The following is a 21459-nucleotide window of genomic DNA, read 5'->3' as shown; positions in this document are numbered from 1 at the left end:
GATGCCGCGCGGTCTTGCCGACGTCCCGTCCAGTGACCGTCGTCACGAATACTTGACCGATCATTCAAGATAGCGGTAGTCTGCTGCCATGGCTCGAGTCAGGGAGTTCGACACCGAGGCCGCGCTGGAGGCGGCCATGTCCGCCTTTCGCCGGAGGGGGTACGAGGGGACCTCGGTGCAGGACCTGGTCGACGCCACGGGAATCGGACGCGGATCGCTGTACGCGGCGTTCGGCAGCAAGGAGGGCCTGTACCTGGCGGTCATGGACCGCTACCGCGAGCAGTACGCGGTCCCGCTGATCGAACTCTTCGACAGCGGCGCACCCGCGCGGGAGCTGATCCGGGCCGTGCTGGTCAGCGTGGTGGACGAGATCGTCGGCGACGGAGAGCGGTTGTCCTGTCTCATCGTCAGCGCCACGACCGAGCGGTTGCCTCATGACCCCGATGTCGCCAAGCGTGTGCGAGCGACGACCTCGTCACTGGAGGATGCCCTGACCGAGCTGATCCGCAAGGCCCAGGCGGACGGCCAGGTAACCAGCGATCGCGTTCCGAGGGACCTGGCGGGGTTCATTCTGACGACCGTCCACGGGCTGCGCATCATGGGTGCGATCAACACCGACAGGAAGAACCTGACGAACATCGCGGAGGTGGCCCTGGGCTGCCTCGACTGAGCTTTCACGCCCTGATTATGTAATGATCGTTCAAGATTTTTGTATGACGGCCCCGAGCCGTCACTGGAAAGGAGCGACTATGGCGGACGACGACCTTCGGCGCCTCTTGGATGTCGAAGAGATCAAGCAGCTCAAGGCGCGCTACTTCCGGCACCTCGACGCCAAGGATTGGGACGCCTGGCGTGAGTTGTTCGCCGCGGACGCGCGCATCGACATCGGCGGCGCCGTCAGAACACCCGACGAGTTCGTCTCCGTGACCCGCACATGGCTCGGCGACGCCGTGTCCGTGCACAGCGGGTCCATGCCCGAGATAGAGATCCTCGGTGCCGAGGAGGCCGCCGGGATCTGGAGCATGCACGACTACATCGCCTTCCCCGACGGCGGCGGTGCCCCGAGAGGCATGCACGGCTACGGGCACTACCACGAGCGATACCGGAGGGTCGACGGTCAATGGCGCATCCACGCCATGAGATTGACCCGCCTGCGGATCGACCCGTTCGAAGGGGGCCTTCCCGATGTGTGAGCATTCGGGCGAACGAAGCGGTTCGGGACTCGGGCACGGCACCGGGCTCCGGGCATCGGAGGGCACATGAAAGCGGTGGGAGCCTTCGCGTTCGGCGGTCCGGAGGTGCTGCGAGTCGTCGACGTTCCCGAACCGCACGCGGGCCCCGGGGAAGTGCGCATCCGCGTGCACGCCGCGGCGGTCAATCCGTCGGACACGCTCATGCGCGCGGGTCTTGTCCCCCTTCCCGGCGTTCGGCCGCCGTATGTCCCCGGCCAGGACGCCGCGGGAGTGGTCGACGAGATCGGGGAAGGCGCCGTCACCGGCCTGCGAATCGGCGACCGGGTGATGGCCATGGTCATGCCGACCGGGCCGCGCGGCGGCGCCTACGCCGAGCACGTGGTCCTGCCCGCGTCATGGGTGACCAGGGCGCCGGCCGGCACGAGTCACGCCGAGGCCGCGGCCCTTCCGATGAACGGGCTGACCGCCCGCATGACACTCGACCTGCTGAGCCTGCCGCCCGGACGGACTCTCGCGGTGACCGGTGCCGCAGGAGCGTTCGGCGGCTACACGGTTCAGATGGCCAAGGCGGCAGGGTTGCGCGTCGTCGCCGACGCGTCGCCGGCCGACGAGGACCTCGTCCGGTCTCTGGGCGCGGACGTCGTCGTCGCGAGAGGCGACGGCGTCGGAGCCCGCATCCGGCAGGCCGTACCCGAGGGTGTGGACGGGGTGGCCGACGGCGCACTCATCGGGGCGTCCGTGGTGGGAGCGGTGCGTGACGGCGGAGGCGTCGCCGCGCTGCGCGGCATCGGAGCTCTCGGCACACCTGAGCGCGGCATCGCCTTTCACACCGTGTACGTCCCTGACTATCGCGGCCGCTGGGACAAGCTTGATCAATTGCGATACCTGGCGGAGGCCGGTGCCGTGACCTTGCGGGTCGCGGGCGTCTTCCCGCCCGAGCAGGCGCACGAGGCCCACCGTCGTCTCGAAGCCGGCGGCGTCCGGGGACGGTTGGTCATCGAGTTCTGAGACCGCCTGCCGGCCGTACCGACGGACCGGCGCGTCCCTTTCCATCTGCACGTTCTCTGTACATCTCAGCACACATCACAACATCCGGGCCGCGCCAGCGGCCGGTTCCACCACGGGGGGAAGCACATGAAGAAGATCGGTGTCGGCGTCATCGGGGCGAGCTCGCAAGGATGGGCGGCCATCAGCCACATCCCGGCGCTCAAGGCCCTTCCTGACTACGAACTGCGTGCGATCAGCACCTCGCGCCGGGAGTCCGCCGAGCGCGCCGCCGAGGAATTCGACGTTTCGGCGGCGTACGACGACCCCAGGGACCTGATCGCGCATCCAGGTGTCGACCTGGTCGTGGTGGCGGTGAAGGTGACCCATCACCACGCGCTGGTCTCGGCGGCGCTGGAGGCCGGAAAGATGGTCTACAGCGAATGGCCATTGGGCGTGGATCTCCGTGAGGCGTCCGATCTGACCGAGCGAGCCCGGGTCGCGGGCGTGCGTACGGTGATCGGGCTGCAGGCGCGCTTCTCCCCGGTGGTCCGTTACGTCCGCGATCTGGTCAAGGACGGCTACGTCGGTCAGGTGCTCGGCACGACGCTGATCGGGTCAGGGCTCTCTTGGGGGGCGGAAACCGACCGCGCCCACGCCTACGTCTTCGACGCGGCCAACGGAGCGACGGTCCTGACCGCAGCGGGCATTCACGCCCTTGAAGCGGTGAACTTCGTGTTGGGGGACTTCACCGGCGTCTCGGCCAACCTCGTCAACGGCCGCAAGGAGGTACGGGTGATGGACGAGGGGACCACGATCCCGGTGACGACGGCGGACCAGTTGTCCGTCATAGGGACGCTGGACGGCGGCGCGGCCGTGTCCTTCTTCTACCGCGGCGGCTTCTCGCGTGGCGACAACCTGCGCTGGGAGATCAACGGCACCGAAGGCGACCTTGTCCTGACCGCGCCGGGCATCAACGGGAACCTGCAGGCGGCGGACCTGAAGCTGGAAGGCGGCCGCGGTGCCGACACCGCGATCGCCGAGATCACCGTCCCGGATCACTACTTCCATCCCGTCCCCCGCGCCTTGGCCGCAATCCCGCAGAACGTGGCCCAGACCTACGCGTTCCTGGCGAAGGACCTACGGGACGGCACTGACGCCGTCCCCGGCTTCGACTACGCCCTCGCACGGCACCGGCTCGTCGACGCGATCGAGCAGGCGTCCCGGACCGGATCCGTCCAACTCCCGGCATGACCCGCCACGACGCGTCCACTTCTGGTCGTCCTGGCCGTCGCAGTCCCAGATGATCACGGCGGCGCCGGCGCCGGCTCACTCTTCCGGGAGGTCACGCTTCGCGGTCGGCGGGACGCCCCAACGGGCTGATCGTCCATACGGCGCCCACCCGTTCGCGGCCGGTGGGGATACCTTGCCCGTGCTGGGGCATTACCGGTCGTATGGCAGGGAACAACGGGCTGCTCGTGGCCCTTGAGGGCCTGCGGCGCCAGCTCGATCGCGATCTGTTCCCGCTCGCGATCGGTGACGTCGCATCACATCGCCGTGCTCTCAAGGAGCTGAGAGGACAGCTCGACGACTACCTGCTGCCGCGCGTCGCCGCCATGGACGCGCCGTTGCTGACCGTGGTCGGCGGCTCCACGGGAGCGGGCAAGTCGACGCTGGTCAACTCGCTCGCCTGCGCCGACGTCGCCGAGCCGGGGGTGCTCCGCCCGACGACGCTCGCGCCCACGCTCGTCACGAGCCCCGCGGACGAGGCGTGGTTCACCAGGCAGAGCGTGCTTCCCGGCCTGGCCAGGACGACCGGACGGGGACGCGGCGAGCCGGGCACGCTGCGCATCGTCACGGCGGACACCCTGCCCGCCGGGCTGGCGCTGCTGGACGCCCCCGACATCGACTCGGTGGTCACCGCCAACCGCGAGATCGCCGCTCAGCTTCTCGCCGCCGCCGACCTGTGGCTCTTCGTCACCACCGCCGCCCGTTACGCCGACGAGGTCCCGTGGGGCTTCCTGCGCAGCGCGAGAGAGCGGAGCACGGCCCTCGCGGTGGTGCTCGACCGGGTGCCCCCCGAGGCGCTGGAGCCGGTGACCGCCCACCTGACCCGCCTGCTGGACGCCAACGGCCTCGGCGGCACGCCGCTGTTCAGCGTCCCCGAGGTGGCGCTGCCCGAGGAGAACGCCCGCCTGCCCGAGGACGCCGTACGGGACGTGCGCGGCTGGCTGGCCGCGATCGCGGCCGACGCGCAGGCTCGGGCGGACGTCGTGCGCAGGACGCTGTCCGGAGCGCTGGACAGCGTGACCACCCGGGTCCCCGCTCTCGCCGACCAGGCCGACCGGCAGCGGGCCGGGCTCGCCGACCTGCGGCTGTCGGTGGAGTCGGCGTACGGGGCGGCGATGGCCACCTTCGACGACGGCATCCGCGACGGTTCCCTGCTGCGCGGCGAGGTGCTGACCCGCTGGCAGGACTTCATCGGCACCGGCGATCTGATGCGGTCGCTGGAGTCGCGCATCGGCTGGCTGCGCGAACGCATCGTCGCGGCGTTCATGGGCACGCCGCCACCCGACACCCGGCTGAGGGTCGCCCTGGAGACCGGCGTGGAGTCGCTGATCCGCTCGGCCGCGGACGCCGCCGCCGAACGGGCGCTCGAAGCGTGGTCCGGCATGCCCGCCGGACGTGACGTCATCGAGCGCGCCGGCGCGGTCTCGGCCGCGCGTCGTCCACCTTGCCCGACCGCGCCGCGTCGGCCGTCCGCGCCTGGCAGGCGTACGTTCTGGAGCTGGTCGCCAAGGAAGGGGCCGAGAAGCGCACCACCGCGCGGCTGGCGTCCTTCAGCCTCAACGGCCTCGGCCTGCTGCTGATGCTCATGGTCTTCGCCTCCACCGGCGGGCTGACCGGCATCGAGGTCGGCATCGCCGGAGGCACCAGCGTGCTCAGCCAGAAGCTTCTGGAGGCCGTCTTCGGGGACCAGGCCGTGCGCACCCTCACCCAGGCGGCGCGCGACGACCTCCGTGAACGGGTGCGCGTCCTGTTCGACGAGGACGCCGCGCGGTTCACCTCACTGCTTGAAGGGGTGGAACTGCCGGAGCAGGTCTCCGCCGATCTGCGGCGCGCGGCGCAGGCCGTACGCGACCACCGCGGCGAGATCACCTCCCGGTCCACCGGAGAGGCCGACATCCGTCCCGCCGGAGAGGCCGACGCGGTTACGGCGACTCCGAGCCAGACCCCCGCGGACGCCGCGCCGGCCCCGCAGGACGCCGCGCCTCCCAGTGATGCCGTGCCCGTGCAGGACGCGCCGCCTGTCGGGCCGGTCCATCCCGTCGGTCCCGTTCGTCCCGGTTCCGGGGAGCGGCCGTGAAGGTGCTCAGGCGTCCCAAGAGCGCGCCGCTGGACGACCGGCTCGCCGCGCTGGCCGAGGCGGCGGGCCTGGCCGAAGGACGGCTCGCGGCGGCGCCGGTCGTCCAGGTCGCCGACGTGGTGGCCCGCGCGGGAACGCGGCGGAACCTCTCGGTGGAGCACACGGTCGTCGCGCTCGCCGGCGCCACGGGCAGCGGGAAGTCGTCGCTGTTCAACGCCCTGTCCGGCACTTCGCTCGCCAAGGTCGGGGTCACCCGGCCGACCACGTCGACGGCTCAGGCCGCGATGTGGGAGCCGGAGGGCGCCGGGCCGCTGCTCGACTGGCTGGAGATCCCCCGCCGCCACTCGGTCGGCGGGGCCGAAGCGGCGGACGGCACGCTGTCCGGGCTGATCCTGCTCGACCTGCCGGACCACGACTCCATCGAGGCGGCCCACCGGCTGGAGGTCGACCGCCTGGTCTCCGTGGTCGACCTGCTGGTGTGGGTGCTCGACCCGCAGAAGTACGCCGACGCGGCCGTCCACGAGCGCTATCTGCGCCCGCTCCGGCGGCACCGCGACGTCATGATGATCGTGCTCAACCAGGCCGACCGGCTGGCTCCGCCCGCGGCGGACCGCTGCATGAGCGACCTGCGGCGACTGCTCGGCGAGGACGGCCTGTCCGGCATACCCGTGGCCGCCACCTCGGTACGAGAGGGCAGGGGCATCGCCGAGTTGCGGGCGACGCTGGCGAAACGGGTCGCCGACCGGCGCGCGTGGGCCGCGCGGCTCGAAGCGGACGTCGAGCGGGCCGCCGACCTCCTCGCCGCCGCGTCCTCCGGCGTCCTGACCGCCGGCGTACCACTGGCCGTCGATGTGCCACTGACCGCCGACGCGCCACTGCGCGATGCGTCGTCGGGCGGCGCGCTCGCCGCCGCCGCTCCGATGGACGTGGCCTCGCCGGCGGACCAGGCCGCGACGGCGCCGCCCGGGGATCCTGAGCAGTGGGCGGAGGCGTCGAGGGCACTGGAACGGCGGGCCGAGGCAGCCGAGAAGGCGCTGCCGGATGAACTCTCCAGGCCGCTGACCGCCGCGCTGGCGGAGGCGGCGGGGGTGCCCACCGTCGTGGAGGCCGTCAGGAAGGCCCACCGGCACCGGGCGATCGCGGCCACCGGCTGGCCGCTCACCCGCTGGCTGCGCCGGCTGCGCCCCGACCCGCTGCGCCGCCTGCGCCTCGGCGGTTCCACGGCCGCCGCCGGCGGCCGCACGTCCATCCCGGCGGCCACGGGAGTGCAACGGTCGCGGATGGACACGGCGGTCAGGGACGTGGGCTCGGCCGCCTCGGCGGACCTGCCCGAGCCGTGGGCGGTGGCCGTGCGCGGCGCGGCCCGCTCACGGACGGACGAACTGGCGGACGCCCTGGATCGCGCGGTGTCGGTCACCTCCATGGACGCGGGCAGGCGCCCCCGGTGGTGGCGGGCGGTGGGCCTGCTCCAGTGGCTGGTGTTCGCCGCCATGCTCGCCGGAGCCGTCTGGCTGTTCGCGCTGTTCGTCGTGGACTATCTGAGGTTCCCGGAGGTGCCCACCCCGACGCTCGGCGCCGTCCCCTGGCCCACCGTTCTGCTGGTGGGCGGCGTGCTCGCCGGGCTGCTGATCGCCCTGCTCTCACGCGTGGCGGCCGCCCTGGGCGGCGCCCGCAGGGCGCGCAAGGCCCGGCGGGCGCTGTGGGCCGGCGTCCACGACGTCGGCCGCGAACTCGTCCTCGACCCGGTGCGCGACGAACTGCACAACGCCCGCCGCTTCGCCGAACTCCTCACCATCGCCCGAGGATGACGGCTGACGGCTGACCCCCAAGGGGTGTCTCAGGAGGAGGCGTCGGGAGTGTTGCGGGCGGGTTGCGGGGCGGTCGGCTGGGTGAGGGGGTCGGGGAGTGACGAGGAGGCCGTGATGCTTCGGGGGCCGGAGTCCTCGGCATCGGCGATGGCGTCCTCCGCGGCCTTCTGAGCCTTGGCGGCCTCGTCCTGGGCGGCGGTGTTGCCCTCGGTCACCTCGCGGGTCGCCGGCGACCTGGGCAGCGACTCGGTGAACGCCTTGGACACGCCCTGCAGCGCGGAGGTGACCTCGCTCGGGATGACCCAGAAGGTGTTGCCCTGGCCCTGCGCGAGCTGCGGAAGGACCTGAAGGTACTGGTAGGCGAGCAGCTGCGGGTCGGGATCGTTGCGGTGCACCGCCTGGAACACCTCGTCGATGGCCTGCGACTGGCCCTCGGCCTTGAGGATCGCCGCGGTGCGGTCACCCTCGGCGCGCAGGATCGCGCTCTGCTTCTCGCCCTCGGCGGTGAGGATCTGCGACTGGCGGAAACCCTCGGCGGTCAGGATGGCGGCGCGCTTGTCCCGCTCGGCGCGCATCTGCTTCTCCATCGCCTCCTTGATCGTCCTGGGCGGGTCGATGGCCTTGATCTCCACCCGGTTCACCCGGATGCCCCACTTGCCGGTGGCCTCGTCCAGCACGCCGCGCAGCTGGCTGTTGATGGTGTCGCGGGAGGTGAGGGTCTTCTCCAGGTCCATGCCGCCGACGACGTTGCGCAAGGTCGTGACCGTGAGCTGCTCGACGCCCTGGATGAAGTTCGCGATCTCGTACGCGGCCGCGCGCGGGTCGGTGACCTGGAAGTACAGCACTGTGTCGATGTCGACGACCAGGTTGTCCTCGGTGATGACCGGCTGCGGCTTGAAGGAGACCACCTGCTCGCGCAGGTCGATGAGCGGCCGGACGCGGTCGACGAAGGGGATCACGAAGTTCAGCCCGGGGCCGAGAGTGCGCGAGTAGCGGCCGAGGCGCTCGACGTTGCCCGCCCTGGCCTGCGGGACGATGCGCACCGATCGCAGGACGGTGAACACCGCGAACAGGACGATGAGTACTCCGGCGATCAAAGCGGCGTCCATGCTTACTCCCGGGGATAGACGAGCGCTGTCGCGCCTTCGATTTCGATCACGTCCACCGTCGCGCCCGCCGGGATCACCAGCGTTTCGTCATAGGCGCGGGCCGACCACTCTTCACCGCCGATGCGCACCCGGCCGTTCATCCCGGTGACCTCGCGGGTGACGTAGGCGGGCTTGCCGACCAGGGCGGACACGCCGAAACGCTGGGCCGGCGGCTGCTTGATGTGACGTTGGGCGATGGGACGCAGCAGGACCAGGCCTGAGATCGAGGAAATGATGAACACCGCGAGCTGGATGCCGGTCGGCAGGCCGATCGCCGCGACGGCGGCCGTCAGCAGGGCCGCCGCCCCCAAAAGCCCCAGAGCGGCGGTGAGGGTGAAAAGCTCGGCCGCCCCGAGCACCGCCGCCATTATCAACCAGAAGATCCATGAGTCCATAGCCCCGGCCCTCCTATGAATGAGAACGCGATCCGGGCTCCGGTGGTTCCTGATTTTCCACCGTAGCCGCGATTTTCCGGGCGTGGCGTGACAAATGAGTCACGGGGCTCTTCAGGTGGACGATCTTTCGGCGGAAGCGGGCAGGACGGTGCCGGTCACCTCCCCCAGGGCGATGCGGGTGCCGCCCGGCCCGGGGGCGGTGGCGGTGATCGTCACGGTGTCGCCGTCCTCCAGGAAGGACCGGGACTGCCCGTCGGACAGCTTGACCGGCTCGGTGCCGTTCCAGGTGATCTCCAGCAGCGACCCGCGACGCGACAGCTCGTCCCCCGAGACGGTGCCGCTCGCGTACAGGTCGCCGGTGCGCAGCGAGGCGCCGTTGACGGTCATGTGGGCGAGCATCTGGTCCGGCGTCCAGTACATCTCGCGGTACGGCGGGCTCGACACCGGGTCGCCGTTCAGCGTGACCTCCATGCTGATGTCCAGGCCCCACGGCTCGCGCCTGCGCAGATACTCCAGCGGTTCGGGGTCCTGTTCGCGGCCGGGCACGCGCGCGGCCGCGAGGGCCTCCAGCGGCGTCACCCAGGCGGAGATCGACGTGGCGAACGACTTGCCGAGGAACGGCCCGAGCGGGACGTACTCCCACGACTGGATGTCCCGGGCGCTCCAATCGTTGACCAGCGTGACCCCGAAGACGTGGTCGGCGAAGTCGCCCGCGCTCTCGCCCAGGCGCGTCGGCGTCCCGACGATGAACCCGAGCTCGGCCTCGATGTCCAGCTTGGCGGTGGGGGCGAGCACGGGCTCCTGCCCCGGCGCGGGGACCCGCTGGCCGCGCGGACGGGTGATCGGGGTGCCGGACACCACGACGGTGCCCGACCGGCCGTGGTAGCCGACCGGCAGGCGACGCCAGTTGGGCTTGAGCGGCTCGTCCCCGGGCCGGAACATGCGGCCGACGTTCGTCGCGTGCTCCAGCGAACAGTAGAAGTCGACGTAGTCGCCGATCTCGACCGGCAGGTGCAGGCGCACCTGGCGCAGCGGGATGAGATGCGGTTCCAGCGCCGCCCGGTTGGCCGAGGCCTCCTTGGCGTCGGCGGACAGCAGCCGCTGGAGCAGGCTGCGGGTGTCCTGCCACGCCTGCCGTCCCCTGGCCATGAACGCGTTGAGGCTGCCGGTGGCGAACACCTCGTCGTGCAGCACGGGCGCGAGGTCGAGGACGTGGTCGCCGATGCGCACCCCGGCGCGCGCCGGCTCGCCGGGACGGGAGAACACCGCGTAGGGCAGGTTGGCGACGGTGTAAGGGGTCGCGTCGGCGCCGGGCACCCAGGTGGGGGTCACGGTGTCCTCTCTGACGGTCGAGGTCTGCCGCCTGCGGGGCACGGCCAGTCCGAGCGCGCGCAGGTCCTCCGTGGGCGCGCCTGTGGTGCACGAGCCGTAGGAGACCAGCAGCTCGCGGGCGCGGCCCGCCACCTCCGGAGACGTGGCTCCGACCAGCGCGACCAGCTCGCCCTTGTCCATCGTCTCCAGGACGGGCACCGGGTCGCGGCCCTGGACGGCGGCGCAGACGGCGAGCACCAGGTTCAGGAAGCCGTGCCGGTACACGCCCAGGCTCGGATCGGGATGGCGGACGGCGTGGTGCAGGCCGGCGGTGGCCTTGAACGGCGTGCCGTTCGCGACGCAGTTGCGGATGAACGCCCCGAGCTCGTGCGTGGAGGGGAACTTCTCGGGCGTGATGCCTCCGCAGCGGACCTTGAGCCCCACCCCGTCCGGCACCTGGTGCAGGTCGGTGGGGGAGACCTCGACGAACAGCCGCACCACCGGATCCGCGGCCGGGGTCGTCCCCGGATTCGCCGCCGGGGCCGCCGCTGTGTTCGCCGCGCCCCCGTCCGCCGCCTCGCCTGTCGTGGCCGCGTCCGCCGCCGCGTGCGGCGCCGGGCGTGCGGTCGCCCACGGCTCGCCTCCCACCGGCGCCGTCGTCGCGTGAGGCCGTCCGAGGCGTTCGGCGATGTCAACGACGGTGGAGCCGTGGGCCAGCGGGGTCTCGAACCAGTCGATCTCGATGGCCGGATCACCGGCCGCCAGAGCGGCGACGTCCGGCAGGTCGGGCGTGTCGACGATGACGCCCACCCGGATGGGACGGGTCACGGAGGCGCGCAGCTCTTCCAGGCGGCTGGCCGGGCACAGCAGCCGGTGGGTGAGCATGGGGTCGCCCGCGTCCCGGTCGGCGTAGTGGCGCGCCAGCGCCCGCGACATGGGCAGCATCGTCGGAGGGAACAGGCCCGCGTCGTCGACGAGCGCGCGGAAGAGCGTCTCGGTGGTGCCGGTCATCGGGCCCACGTCCAGGCGTAGCCGGGATCCTCGCAGGCGAGCGCGGCGTCGCCGAGGTCGAGCGGCCGGAAGGTGTCGACCATGACGGCCAGCTCGCTGGTCATGGTGTGCCCCTGCCGCACCGCCTCGACGACCGCCTCGACCGCGCCCGGCTGCGGGCCGTGGGTGAAGCCGGCCGGATGCAGGGAGATGGAGCCGACGTCGATGCCCGAGCCCTTGCGGGCGGTGTAGTCGCCGCCGGCGTAGAACATGAACTCGTCGGAGTCGACGTTGTGGTGGTTGTACGGGATCGGCACGGCCTCGGGATGGAAGTCCAGCGGGCGCGGGCAGAACGAGCAGACCACGAAGCCGGGCCCCTCGAAGGTCTGGTGGACCGGCGGCGGCGCGTGGGTGCGCTTCACGACCGGCTCGAAGTCGGCGATGTTGAAGGCGTACGGGTACAGGCAGCCGTCCCAGCCGACCACGTCGAACGGGTGGTGGGCGTAGGTCAGCCTGGTCAGGCCGCCCCGGGTCCTGACCAGGACCGGCGTCTCGGCGTCCTCGACGATCAGCGGCTCGGACGGCGCGCGCAGGTCACGCTCGCAGTAGGGGGCGTGCTCCAGGAACTGGCCGTACTGCGACAGGTAGCGCTTAGGCGGCCGGATGTGCCCGGCGGCCTCGATGGTCAGCGCCCGCACCGTGGTGCCGTCCAGCGGCACCCAGCGGTGGATGGTGCCGGTCGGGATCACGACATAGTCGCCCTCGCCGACGTCAAGCGCCCCGTATGTGGACTCGAACCGCACCCGCCCGCTCGCGATGTAGACGCACTCGTCGCCCTTGGAGTCGCGGTACAGCTCACTCGGACGGTCGGCGGCCGCGTACGACATGCGGACGTCGGCGTTGCCCGCCAGCGGCTGCCGACCGGTGACCAGGTCACCGCCGGTGGGCAGGTTCTGGGTGCGGAAGTGGCGCGGCGACAGGGGGAGGTTCGGGGACAGCGCGGTGCGGACCATGTCGGGCACGGCCTCCGCCTTGACGATGGCGGTCGGCAGGTGCCGGTGGTAGAGCAGCGAGGAGTCGGAGGAGAAACCCTCCTCGCCCATCAGTTCCTCGGCGTACAGGCCGCCGTCGGGCTTGCGGAACTGGATGTGACGTTTGCGCGGCACCTCGCCGACGGTGCGGTAGTACGGCATCGTCCCCTCCTGGTGTACGCATATCGGACATCAATGTCCTCTATACGTACGACGATCCGCCATCCTCCCTCCAATGTCAACCTGCCCACACCACACCCCCTCACCTGCGCCCTTCGCCCCATGGCGCGGTCTTGCTCGGGGCCCGCACGAGGGCGCCTTCCTCGGCGGCGGGAGGAGGAGCCACAGTTGGTGGGCGGGGTTCGAGTGACTGGCGTGCAACTGACCGAGGTGGAGTCCGGCGGCGCAGAGGAGTGGCGAGAGGAGCGGCGCAGAGAAACGGTGAGAAGAGCTGAATGGGACGGTTGGTAACGTGCAGGGACGTCGGGGGATATCGGAAGATTTTTCGTAACACTTGAGGCTCCCAGCCCACTTCCTCGTGTCGGAACGAACACCCGGGACGAAGGGGGGCGGGCGGTGACGGACGATGCTCACCGGTTCACCACCATGTACGACCAATGCCGCCAGCGCGTGTGGGCCTACGTGGTCGGCCAGGCGGGACGGCAGGTCGCGGACGAGGTGGTGAGCGAGACGTTCGCGATCGCCTGGCGCCGGTTCGATGCGGTGCCGGACCCCGCCTTGCCGTGGCTGCTGGTCGTCGCGCGCAACGTGCTGCGCGACAACATCCGCGCCGAGATCAGGCGCGAGTCCCTCGCCGCCGAGCTGCGGACCTGGACCGTGGAGGACCCGGCCGAGCAGGTGACCGAGCGGCTGGCCGTCCTGAAGGCGATGGCCTCCCTCGGCGAGGAGGAACGCGAGCTGCTGCTGCTCGTGGCCTGGCACGGGCTCGCCCCGCGTGACGCTGCCCGCGTCGTCGGATGCTCCCATGCGACCTTCCGCGTGCGGCTGCACCGCGCTCGCAGGCGGCTGGCCGAGGCGATGAAGGCGGCACCGGCGGTTCACCGCCCTTCCCGGGTGCGCAATCTCAGTGAGGAGTGGTCATGAACCCCATGGACGAACTTCGGGCGGCGCGCCCGGCCCATTTCGATGCCCCCGTTGACGAGCGGACGCGTGCCGCAGAGCTGCACGCCGCGATGGCGGGACCCCGCCCGGTGCGGCTCGACGCCCGGCCGACACGGCGGACGCCGAGCGCCCGGCCGGCGTGGATCCTCGGCGGGGCCCTGGCCACCGCCGCGGCGGCCACCGCCGTCGCCGTGACGCTCAGCGCGACCGGCGGCGTGGTGCCCGCGCCGCCGACGGCGAGCGCGGCCCTGCCGGCGGTGTCGAGCAGCGCGCCCACGATCCGGCTGTCCGCCGAGCAGGTTCTGCTCACCGCGGCCGATTCGTCGCTGAAGGCACCCGTCACGACCGGCGCGTACTGGTACGTCGAACGCCTGGGCGGCTCCGCCTACGAGGCGGGCGACAAGGAGCGGTACATCGTGCACAGCACGGACCGCGGCCGCACCTGGGTGGCACGCTCGCCGAAGGGCACCAGCTGGTGGGTCAGCCAGAACCTCGGCGCCAAGCCCGCCCCCGGCGCTGAGGACGCCTGGAAGCGGGACGGCTCCCCGACGAGGTGGACGATCGAGCTCCCCGTGCCCAAGGGCAAGGAAGGGGGCAAGCGCCTGGAACTGGACGGCAAGATCGGCAAGCCCTTCGGCAACCCGATCAACGTCGGCGACAAGGTCTTCGACCTGGCCGGGCGCAACGTGTCGGTGGCCGAGCTCCAGGACCTGCCCACGACCGCGGACGGGCTGAAGCGCCGCCTGCTGCAGGGGTACGCCGGACACGGTACGGAGACGACCGGCGACAAGATGGACGCCGACACCTGGCTCTACCAGGTGACCGCGGGGCTGCTGAGCGACATGCCGGTGAAACCCGCCGTCCGGGCCGCGGCCTACAAGCTGCTCGCCGAGCTGGACGGCGTCCGCTCGCTGGGCGAGGTCACCGACATGCTGGGCCGCAAGGGCCAGGGCATCGCGCGGGCCGAGACCTGGTCCGGCGGCGACTTCGAGCGGCAGATCATCATCGATCCCGAGACGGGCATCCTGCTCACCGACCAGATCGTGGCCGTCCACCCCTCCGGTGACCACGCCTGGGCGAAGCCGGGCACGCCCACCTGGTGGTCCTCCACGGTCAAGGCCGAGTGGACCGACGACAAGCCCGCCATCGGGAAGTCCCGGCACGATTCCTCCCCCGAGAAGGCCCAGCAGGATCTGTGACCCCCACCCCGTTCGCGGCCGCCGCTCCGAGGCCGACAGTGTCGGCAGTGCTCGGCCCCGGAGCCCAGCGGCGAGTAGACGGTCGCGACGGGCGCGACAGGCTGACGTGACGGTCTCGTACCGTGCTTCGGCTATATCCGCGGTTTCCACGGAGCCGGTACCGCTCGCCGCCCTGGTAGATGATCTGGTTCCCGGCGGCCTGGTAGATCCGCGCGAACCCCGACGCGGTCGCCCGCTGGCTCACCGGCCGGCCTTGTTGAGCCGTGCTCACCGCTCGTTGATGGTCTGGTCGCGGCCGGCCTGATAGACCCGGCCATGCCCGGTGGCCTTGGCCTGTTGCCGCACCACCGGCCGCCCCTGCCCATCGGCGTTTTCCCCGCTGGTTGCGGTCGGTGCAGGTCGCGGCTCTGCCGGTCTGTCGGTGAGGTCGCGGCCGGCCTGATGCACCTGGCCGTTTTCGACGGCTTCGGCCTGCTGCCGTACCACTCCCGCACGCCGGTCGGCGATCAGCCCGTACACCGACACTCCCAGCCCGGCCAACGCGACGAACAGCGCGAGCACGCTGGCCAGCTGGTCGGCCGCATCCAGCCCTACCCTGGCGAAGTACACACCCAGCGCCGCGGCGGCCGCCACCGCGACCGCCGCCCCACCCCATATCAGCGCACGCCGTGCCATACCGCCATCATGGATCACCCACCAAGATCACGCGCAGTGATTGTCGCGCAACGCAGCGAAACATCCCTTGTCGTCCCGAAGATGATGTTTCCAGACCACTAGGTGGCCTCGAGAGAGGCAGCGATATAGCTGGACGTCCCGGCGGCCTCATGGCTGTCTGATGTTCTGATCACGATTGGCCTGGTAAACCCGGCCGCCGCCGGCGGCCGACGCCTGGCTGGCCTGCGCGGTCTGCCCGACGGCTTGGGCGCCCACCACGCTCACCCCGCCGGTCTGGATGACGCCCTGGTTGAGAATGGTCATCTGCTGGGCACGGAATTCGGCGGTGTCCACGCCGTGGTCGTCGAGGTGGTCCAGTATCGCGGCGAGCACATGGCGTTCGACGACGCTCAGATACTTATTGACATCGACCACCTGGAAATAGTTCTGGAAGTGTGGATCGACGGCCAGGTCACGAATGCTGTCGCGCGCACCGTAGTCGAACGCCTCGTCTTCCAGGGCGGTACTGTGCGCCTCGAAGAACTGTCTGAGTTGGCGGCCCCGCGATTGCAGGTCATGCAGCGCGCGCAGTGGCGCGCCGGCCGCCTTGCTCGGGAGATCCGCCAGAGCTTGGACGAGCACGAAGAGCCGCTGCCGTGAGGTCATCAGCGGAGGCATCCGATCCACATCATGGAAGCGCTGGTCGATGGGACCGGATATGCGGCGGTCGCAGCGCACATAAAGAACGTCGCCTTCCACCGACAGGTGTAAGAACGTGCTCGCGCTGATCTCGCCTCCCCACGAAAGGATGTGGGCGCACAGGTAATGCCGGAACGGTCCGGAGGACCGCAGGGAGATCTCCTCGACCGCCTCTGGTGGCAACCGGGTCTCAGGAACCTCCCCTCGGTAGGGGAGGAGATCGGTTCCTACCAGGGAACTGCCGCGGGCGAAGACCCGGTCCTCGACCACGAAAGTGTCCAGACGGTCGGACGTCGCTGTGTCCGGGATATCGGGGTGCGGTTGTTCGAGGCGTTCCAGACGTCGCCGGATATGCGCCCGCAGCTCCCACGTATTGACGCGCACGGTCTCTCGGTGGGTCTGTGCCCGCTCAGCGGAACCCGGCTTCCGAGGTGATAGCAGTGGTACGGCGAAAGACCACCCGTCGATCGGTTTGCCGAATCCGACGAACGGATCATATTCGCTGTACACGGTAACATTTCCCGCCTCGGCCTCGTCGAGCGCTTCGAGTCGCTCCGTAGCCCATTTCGGCCGGTCGTCGGCCACGGCCTTCATGTCAGTTGTGAAGACCTCCCGCCGTAACCGGCCGGTCAGGACCTGTCGGGTCAGGAACGCATCGCGAACCACCACCGCGTACATCGCCGCCAGCACGACCAGCGTGAAGACGTCGAGCGGAGCGGCGCCCCAGAGCCAGGCCGCCCACCTGCCGGCGCTGCTGAACTGGAGCGATACCGAAAACGCCGTCAGCACGATGACAATCAGGATCACCCCCAGTCCGGCCGCGTGGGCGGGACGCAAGAAGAGGGTGGGACGGCCGGTGGCCTGGTCGGTCAGCCAGGGCTTGACGATGGCAGCCGTCAGCATGAGGAGTCCGATGAGCAGCAGCGTCCAGAGTGGTGTGATCAGCACGCTGAACCCGAGCGCGGCGGCAAGCACGAGATCGCGTCGCTGCCGCTGCCGCCGCGCCGCCAGGCTGTGCGCGGCCACCGGCCGCAGCTTGATCCCCGGTGAGGGCGCGATCGCCCGGATCTCGTCGGCGAGCATGTCTTCGACTCGCTCGGCGAATCGCGCGTCCACCCGCGCTGCCACGCATAGGTAGCGCGTCGCGTCGTCCATGTCTCTCACACTCGCGGCCGGATTACCGGCGGCCACGACTGAGACCGCGATGGTGCGGAGCTCGGGCTCTCCTCAATGCCGCAGGAACCGGCTGCCAGGGCTCGGTCTCGTCACGGTGGTCATGACATCCCATTCCAGGGAGCTCCGCACCAAAGCCGCTTCGGACAAAGGGGCACCCGCGAGTGGGCGAGGTAATCGGCATGACGCAAACTGTAAGCACGCAGTGGTGTCAGCAGCGCATATTTCACCGAATGAATGACCGACGCCGAGTAACGGACGTACTGAACGCCCAAAAGGGGAGGGGGTCCATCATTTCGGCGCCAGGTCTGAAGCGGTTGCGTCGGGCCGCTACGCGACCTGGGTGTGTGGTCGCGTAGCGGCCCTCCGAATCAGGACGCCGGTGGACGGTGGGGCGGCGCTAGCCGCCTATTGCCATGGCGAAGATGTGCATGGTCGCGACTCCGGTGGTCGCTCGTGGGCTGATGTTCGGCAGGTCGACGCGGGACACCTCCTTGTCCTGCAGCGCCACGCCCGCGAAGTAGATGGTCGCGGCGGTGTTGGCCCGCTGGTTGCCCGGACGGTTCTGGTAGGCGGCCACGACGGCGGCGTCGCCCTCCGGCCTCGGCGCGCCGTACCAGTCGGGCGAGCTGAGGGTGAAGGTCTGCCTGGTGCCGTCCTTGTAGACGATGGTGGCCGGTCCGGAGACCGCGCCGTAGGTTCCGGCCAGCAGGAAGCCGAGCGTCTTGCCGGTGCCGGTCAGCTTGATGGACTGCCCGGAGGCGATGGCGTTGTCCGGGGTGCCCGCCGGGACGTCCGGCCAGGTGAAGTTCACCCCGCCCTTGCTGATCGTGCCGCCCGGGGTGGCGCCGGCCTGGGCCAGCGCCTGCGCGGAGATGCTGGCGCCGCCGCCGTCGATGTTCCCCGGATCGGTGTTGGTGTCGTCGGTGATGCCGACGTTGCTGAAGCTCTCTGAGAGCGGCGCCTCCCGGCCGTCCCACACTCGGACGGTGGCCTTCGCGGACGCGGCCCAGTCATGGCCGCCCACGGTGGCGGCCAGGGCCGCCGCGCCCGCCGGCTCGGCCGCGCCGGGGGTGACGGTGAACTCGACGGTGGTCTCCGAGTTGGGCTTCAGCGGCCGCAGCACGATCTGCGCGGGGGTGACGGTCCACCCGTCCGGGACGTCCATCGTCACGGTGGCCTTGGGCGCCATCGGCTTCTCGACCGCCCGGACGGTGACGGCGACCTTCGCCTCCTGGCCCGGGCTCACCTCGGCGGGCACGGCGAGCTTGATCTTCTGCAGGGCGTGCACGCGGTAGGTGTGCCCGGCCTTCCCGGTGAGCTCGATCATGCCGGGCTCGGCCTTCTTGACGTGGGCATGGCCGCGGGTGGTGTCGGTCACCTCGTAGCGGCCGGCGAGCAGCTCGGCGCGCAGCTTGACCACGCCGTCGCGATCGGGCGTGATGTGGAACTCATCGGCCTGCCCGTCGCTCCACGCGGCGCCTACGGTGTGCCCGCCGCGGCCGCGCAGCCCCTTGACCTTTCCGCTCGGCCAGGCGGACGGCAGCGCGGGCAGTACGTGCAGCTCGCCGTTGTGGCTCTGCAGGAGCATCTCGGCGATGCCGGACGTGGCGCCGAAGTTGCCGTCGATCTGGAACGGCGGGTGCAGGTCGAACATGTTGGGCGCGAGCCGGGCCGGAGTGACCAGGAAGCGGACCAGGTCGTGGGCCCGCGTGCCCTCTTCCATCCGCGCCCAGTAGTTGATCTTCCAGGCGAGCGACCAGCCGGTGCCGTCGTCGCCGCGCAGCTCCAGCGTCCGCCGGGCCGCCGCGAACAGCTCGGGGGTGCCGCGCTTGGTGATCTGGTTGCTGGGGTGCAGGCCGTACAGGTGGGAGACGTGCCGGTGGTTCCGCTCGGTCTCGACCCAGTCGTACAGCCACTCCTGGATGTTGCCGCGCGAGCCGATCTGCATCGGGGCCAGCCGCTCGCGGGTGGCCTTGACCTGCGCCCGGAAGTCGGCGTCGACGCCGAGGACCTCGCTCGCCTTGGCGCAGCCGTCGAACAGGTCACGCAGGATCTGGTTGTCCATGGTGGGGCCGGCGCACACGCTGGCGTCCGGGTGGTGGCCGAGTTCGGGGGAGTTGGATGGGTTGGTCACCAGCCACCCGAGGGTGGGCTCCTCGACCAGGGTGTCGAGGAAGAACTGGGCGGCGCCCTTCATCGCCGGGTAGTTCTCCCGGAGGAAGCCGATGTCGCCGGTGAACAGGTAGTGGTCCCAGATCAGGGTGGACAGCCACGCGCCGCCGGTCTGCCACATGCCCCAGAACGCGCCGTCGACGACGGACGTGGCCCGCCAGGCGTCGGTGTTGTGGTGGGTGACCCAGCCGCCGGCGCCGTACTGCGCCTGCGCGGTGCGGGCGCCGGTCACCGTGAGGTCCTTGATCATGCCGAACACCGGCTCGTAGCACTCCGACAGGTTCGTCGTGTTGGCGGGCCAGTAGTTCATCGGCAGGTTGGCGTTGATGGTGTACTTCGAGTCCCACGGCGGGGCCATCTGGTCGTTCCAGATGCCCTGCAGGTTGGCCGGCTGGCTCCCCGGGCGCGAGGAGCTGATCAGCAGGTACCGGCCGAACTGGAACAGCAGCGCCGAGAACTGCGGGTCGTCGGCGGACGCGTGCTGCGCGATGCGCACGTCGGTCGGCTGATCGGCCGCGGCGGTACGGCCCAGGTCGAGCTCTGTCCGGCCGAACAGCTTGCGGTAGTCGGCCACGTGCCTGCCGCGCAGCGCGTCATAGTCCTTGCCCTGGGCCGCTTCGAGGTGCTCGCGCGCGATGCGCTGGTAGTCGCCGCTGACGTCCTTGTAGTCGACGTAGCTGGAGCCGATGGAGATCAGCACCGTCACACTGTCGGCGGCCGACACCTGCAGCGTGCCGCCGGAGCTGGTCACGCTGCCGCCCTCGGCGACGGCCCTGGCCAGGGCCAGGAACCGGACCGAGCCGGTCACCCCCTCGAAGTTGCCCGAGACGCCGTCGAGCGCCACCGTCGTGCCGTCCGGGCTTGAGCGCGTCGTCCGCTGCGGGCTGTCGAAGGTCGCGGAGAAGGTGATCGAGCCGGGCTTGTCGGCGGTCAGCCGGATGGCGATGACCTGGTCGGGCGCGCTGGCGAGCACCTCGCGCCGGTACCGCACCCCGTTCTGGACGTAGGTCGTGGACGCGGTGGCGGAGGTGAGGTCGAGCTGGCGGTTGTACTCGGTGACCCCGCCGCTGCCGCCGGGGAAGCTCAGCCTGAGGTTGCCGACGGGCTGGTAGGCCAGCTGGCCCGCGGGGCTGCCGAGCATGTTCTGGTTGATCAGGTTCTGGGCCTGGGCCCATTGGTTCTCGAAGACCAGCCGCCGGATCTCCGGCAGCGCCGCCGCGCCCTTCGGGTTGCTCTGGTCGTACGGCCCGCCGGCCCACACGGTGTCCTCGTTGAGCTGCAGACGCTCCTGGTCCACGTTGCCGAACACCATGGCGCCGAGGCGGCCGTTGCCGATCGGCAGCGCGCGCAGCCAGTCCGTGCCGGCGGCCTCGTCGTACCAGAGCGCCAGGTCGCCCGCGGCACGCACCTCGGGCGGCGCCACCGAGGCGGCCCGGGCTGCCGCCGTCCATTGCATCGGCAACAGCAGAGCTCCCGCTCCGGCTGCGCCGAACTTCATCAGTTGCCTACGCGTCAGATCTGCCATCTCGCTTCTCCAACCGCCTGCGGCCTTGCGAGCGGCCGGCGCCGCACCCATGCGGAGACGAGCTCGCGATCGGTGAGAAAGGCGAGCTCAGCGGAACCGGCGGCATCACGAGGCACTGTTCTGGGAGGTGATGGCCAAGCTACAAACATTCCATGTCTCGGTCAACGGTTGTAACAAATGCAACCGAAACTCCCGCGATTGGGCCGGGTGTCCGCCCCATACATCCCATGTCTGCGCCGAGGACGGCAGGGATGTGGCCACCTGGAGCCTGGGGAGGTTCGGGTGTTGGTGTGCGGTCTTGGTCGTGGCCCTCGCGAGGGCGGCTTCGCGCAGTGGGCACGAGGACGGTGTTCTGTGGGGTCCCCCCACCACACCCCCGGCGAAGGACCTCCGGTCCCTCACGCTCCCCGGCCCGTTCTGTCCCCGGTAATTGCTTCCTACTCCTTTTAGATCGATTTTGACGGCGTAGTCGGCCTTATCCCAAGGGAAAAGGTGACAGCCGATTCACTGCTCAAAACAGCGGCGGACATCTGCTGTTCCGTCGGGCCGCACAAATCCAAGGCGGGTTGCGTAGCGTGGTTGCATAGCGTTCCTTCGGCGGAAGGCACGGTGATGTCGCCATTACCAAGTCCGTGGGTCACGATCACTCCACGGCCGAGCTTTACGCTTCCGCGTCCGCCTCAGC

15 protein-coding genes are annotated in these 21459 nt (G+C 70.5%); 8 read left to right on the top strand and 7 right to left on the bottom strand.

Going from position 1 to position 21459, the window contains the following annotated elements; genetic code table 11:
* Positions 1-88: 88 nt before the first annotated feature.
* The 6 genes from ACZ6QO_RS27025 (at position 89) to ACZ6QO_RS27000 (ending at position 7352) form a co-directional block, all read left to right on the top strand.
* Positions 89-670, top strand: a complete 582-nt coding sequence (locus ACZ6QO_RS27025) for a TetR/AcrR family transcriptional regulator (RefSeq protein WP_465854411.1) — start codon at positions 89-91, stop codon at positions 668-670.
* A gap of 79 nt (positions 671-749) precedes the next feature.
* Positions 750-1193: a nuclear transport factor 2 family protein gene (locus tag ACZ6QO_RS27020; protein WP_465854410.1), complete on the top strand. Its 444-nt coding sequence runs from the start codon at positions 750-752 to the stop codon at positions 1191-1193.
* Between the two features lie 66 nt (positions 1194-1259).
* On the top strand, positions 1260-2201 hold the full coding sequence (locus ACZ6QO_RS27015; protein WP_465854409.1) for an NADP-dependent oxidoreductase: 942 nt from the start codon (positions 1260-1262) through the stop codon (positions 2199-2201).
* A 126-nt stretch (positions 2202-2327) separates the two neighbouring features.
* On the top strand, positions 2328-3431 hold the full coding sequence (locus ACZ6QO_RS27010; protein ID WP_465854408.1) for a Gfo/Idh/MocA family protein: 1104 nt from the start codon (positions 2328-2330) through the stop codon (positions 3429-3431).
* 200 nt (positions 3432-3631) lie between these two features.
* Complete coding sequence (locus tag ACZ6QO_RS27005) at positions 3632-5047, top strand: GTPase family protein (RefSeq protein ID WP_465854407.1); 1416 nt, start codon at positions 3632-3634, stop codon at positions 5045-5047.
* A gap of 493 nt (positions 5048-5540) precedes the next feature.
* Positions 5541-7352 carry a GTPase gene (locus ACZ6QO_RS27000; protein WP_465854406.1) on the top strand — a complete coding sequence of 604 codons (1812 nt, stop codon included), beginning with the start codon at positions 5541-5543 and terminating at the stop codon, positions 7350-7352.
* Between the two features lie 29 nt (positions 7353-7381).
* Here the strand turns inward: ACZ6QO_RS27000 and ACZ6QO_RS26995 are convergent, their stop codons facing one another.
* The 4 genes from ACZ6QO_RS26995 to ACZ6QO_RS26980 all read right to left on the bottom strand — a co-directional run bounded on the left by ACZ6QO_RS26995 (position 7382) and on the right by ACZ6QO_RS26980 (position 12389).
* Positions 7382-8461, bottom strand: coding sequence for an SPFH domain-containing protein (locus ACZ6QO_RS26995; protein ID WP_465854405.1), 1080 nt, complete (start codon positions 8459-8461; stop codon positions 7382-7384).
* Between the two features lie 2 nt (positions 8462-8463).
* The gene (locus ACZ6QO_RS26990; protein ID WP_465854404.1) at positions 8464-8895 is read right to left on the bottom strand and encodes an NfeD family protein; all 432 of its coding nucleotides are present in this window, start codon (positions 8893-8895) and stop codon (positions 8464-8466) included.
* A 111-nt stretch (positions 8896-9006) separates the two neighbouring features.
* Positions 9007-10227 (bottom strand): fumarylacetoacetase, encoded by a 1221-nt coding sequence (gene fahA / locus ACZ6QO_RS26985; protein WP_465854539.1) that lies wholly within the window; start codon positions 10225-10227, stop codon positions 9007-9009.
* A gap of 986 nt (positions 10228-11213) precedes the next feature.
* Positions 11214-12389, bottom strand: coding sequence for a homogentisate 1,2-dioxygenase (locus ACZ6QO_RS26980; RefSeq protein ID WP_465854403.1), 1176 nt, complete (start codon positions 12387-12389; stop codon positions 11214-11216).
* Between the two features lie 414 nt (positions 12390-12803).
* Between ACZ6QO_RS26980 and ACZ6QO_RS26975 the strand changes: the two genes are divergently transcribed.
* Both ACZ6QO_RS26975 and ACZ6QO_RS26970 read left to right on the top strand, forming a co-directional pair.
* The gene (locus ACZ6QO_RS26975) at positions 12804-13331 is read left to right on the top strand and encodes an RNA polymerase sigma factor (RefSeq protein ID WP_465854402.1); all 528 of its coding nucleotides are present in this window, start codon (positions 12804-12806) and stop codon (positions 13329-13331) included.
* Positions 13328-14548, top strand: a complete 1221-nt coding sequence (locus tag ACZ6QO_RS26970) for a CU044_5270 family protein (protein ID WP_465854401.1) — start codon at positions 13328-13330, stop codon at positions 14546-14548. Before ACZ6QO_RS26975 ends, ACZ6QO_RS26970 begins: the two co-directional genes overlap by 4 nt.
* A 267-nt stretch (positions 14549-14815) precedes the next feature.
* Here the strand turns inward: ACZ6QO_RS26970 and ACZ6QO_RS26965 are convergent, their stop codons facing one another.
* From ACZ6QO_RS26965 to ACZ6QO_RS26955, 3 genes are all read right to left on the bottom strand, one after another.
* Complete coding sequence (locus ACZ6QO_RS26965; RefSeq protein ID WP_465854400.1) at positions 14816-15223, bottom strand: hypothetical protein; 408 nt, start codon at positions 15221-15223, stop codon at positions 14816-14818.
* 147 nt (positions 15224-15370) lie between these two features.
* Positions 15371-17056: a hypothetical protein gene (locus ACZ6QO_RS26960; protein WP_465854399.1), complete on the bottom strand. Its 1686-nt coding sequence runs from the start codon at positions 17054-17056 to the stop codon at positions 15371-15373.
* A gap of 418 nt (positions 17057-17474) precedes the next feature.
* Positions 17475-20774, bottom strand: a complete 3300-nt coding sequence (locus ACZ6QO_RS26955) for a glycoside hydrolase family 95 protein (RefSeq protein WP_465854398.1) — start codon at positions 20772-20774, stop codon at positions 17475-17477.
* Between the last annotated feature and the right edge of the window lie 685 nt (positions 20775-21459).

The sequence above is a fragment of the Sphaerisporangium sp. NPDC049457 genome (genome assembly GCF_055586705.1).
Note: the sequence above shows the minus strand (reverse complement) of the source record. Positions and strands in the feature narration are given on the sequence as shown.

What these genes read in the sequence shown, in the direction of transcription:
- ACZ6QO_RS27025 (WP_465854411.1), top strand. Translation starts at nt 89, where the DNA reads ATGGCTCGAGTCAGGGAGTTCGACACCGAGGCCGCGCTGGAGGCGGCC.
- ACZ6QO_RS27020 (WP_465854410.1), top strand. Translation starts at nt 750, where the DNA reads ATGGCGGACGACGACCTTCGGCGCCTCTTGGATGTCGAAGAGATCAAG.
- ACZ6QO_RS27015 (WP_465854409.1), top strand. Translation starts at nt 1,260, where the DNA reads ATGAAAGCGGTGGGAGCCTTCGCGTTCGGCGGTCCGGAGGTGCTGCGA.
- ACZ6QO_RS27010 (WP_465854408.1), top strand. Translation starts at nt 2,328, where the DNA reads ATGAAGAAGATCGGTGTCGGCGTCATCGGGGCGAGCTCGCAAGGATGG.
- ACZ6QO_RS27005 (WP_465854407.1), top strand. Translation starts at nt 3,632, where the DNA reads ATGGCAGGGAACAACGGGCTGCTCGTGGCCCTTGAGGGCCTGCGGCGC.
- ACZ6QO_RS26995 (WP_465854405.1), bottom strand. Translation starts at nt 8,461, where the DNA reads ATGGACGCCGCTTTGATCGCCGGAGTACTCATCGTCCTGTTCGCGGTG.
- ACZ6QO_RS26990 (WP_465854404.1), bottom strand. Translation starts at nt 8,895, where the DNA reads ATGGACTCATGGATCTTCTGGTTGATAATGGCGGCGGTGCTCGGGGCG.
- ACZ6QO_RS26980 (WP_465854403.1), bottom strand. Translation starts at nt 12,389, where the DNA reads ATGCCGTACTACCGCACCGTCGGCGAGGTGCCGCGCAAACGTCACATC.
- ACZ6QO_RS26970 (WP_465854401.1), top strand. Translation starts at nt 13,328, where the DNA reads ATGAACCCCATGGACGAACTTCGGGCGGCGCGCCCGGCCCATTTCGAT.
- ACZ6QO_RS26965 (WP_465854400.1), bottom strand. Translation starts at nt 15,223, where the DNA reads ATGGCACGGCGTGCGCTGATATGGGGTGGGGCGGCGGTCGCGGTGGCG.
- ACZ6QO_RS26960 (WP_465854399.1), bottom strand. Translation starts at nt 17,056, where the DNA reads ATGGACGACGCGACGCGCTACCTATGCGTGGCAGCGCGGGTGGACGCG.
- ACZ6QO_RS26955 (WP_465854398.1), bottom strand. Translation starts at nt 20,774, where the DNA reads ATGGCAGATCTGACGCGTAGGCAACTGATGAAGTTCGGCGCAGCCGGA.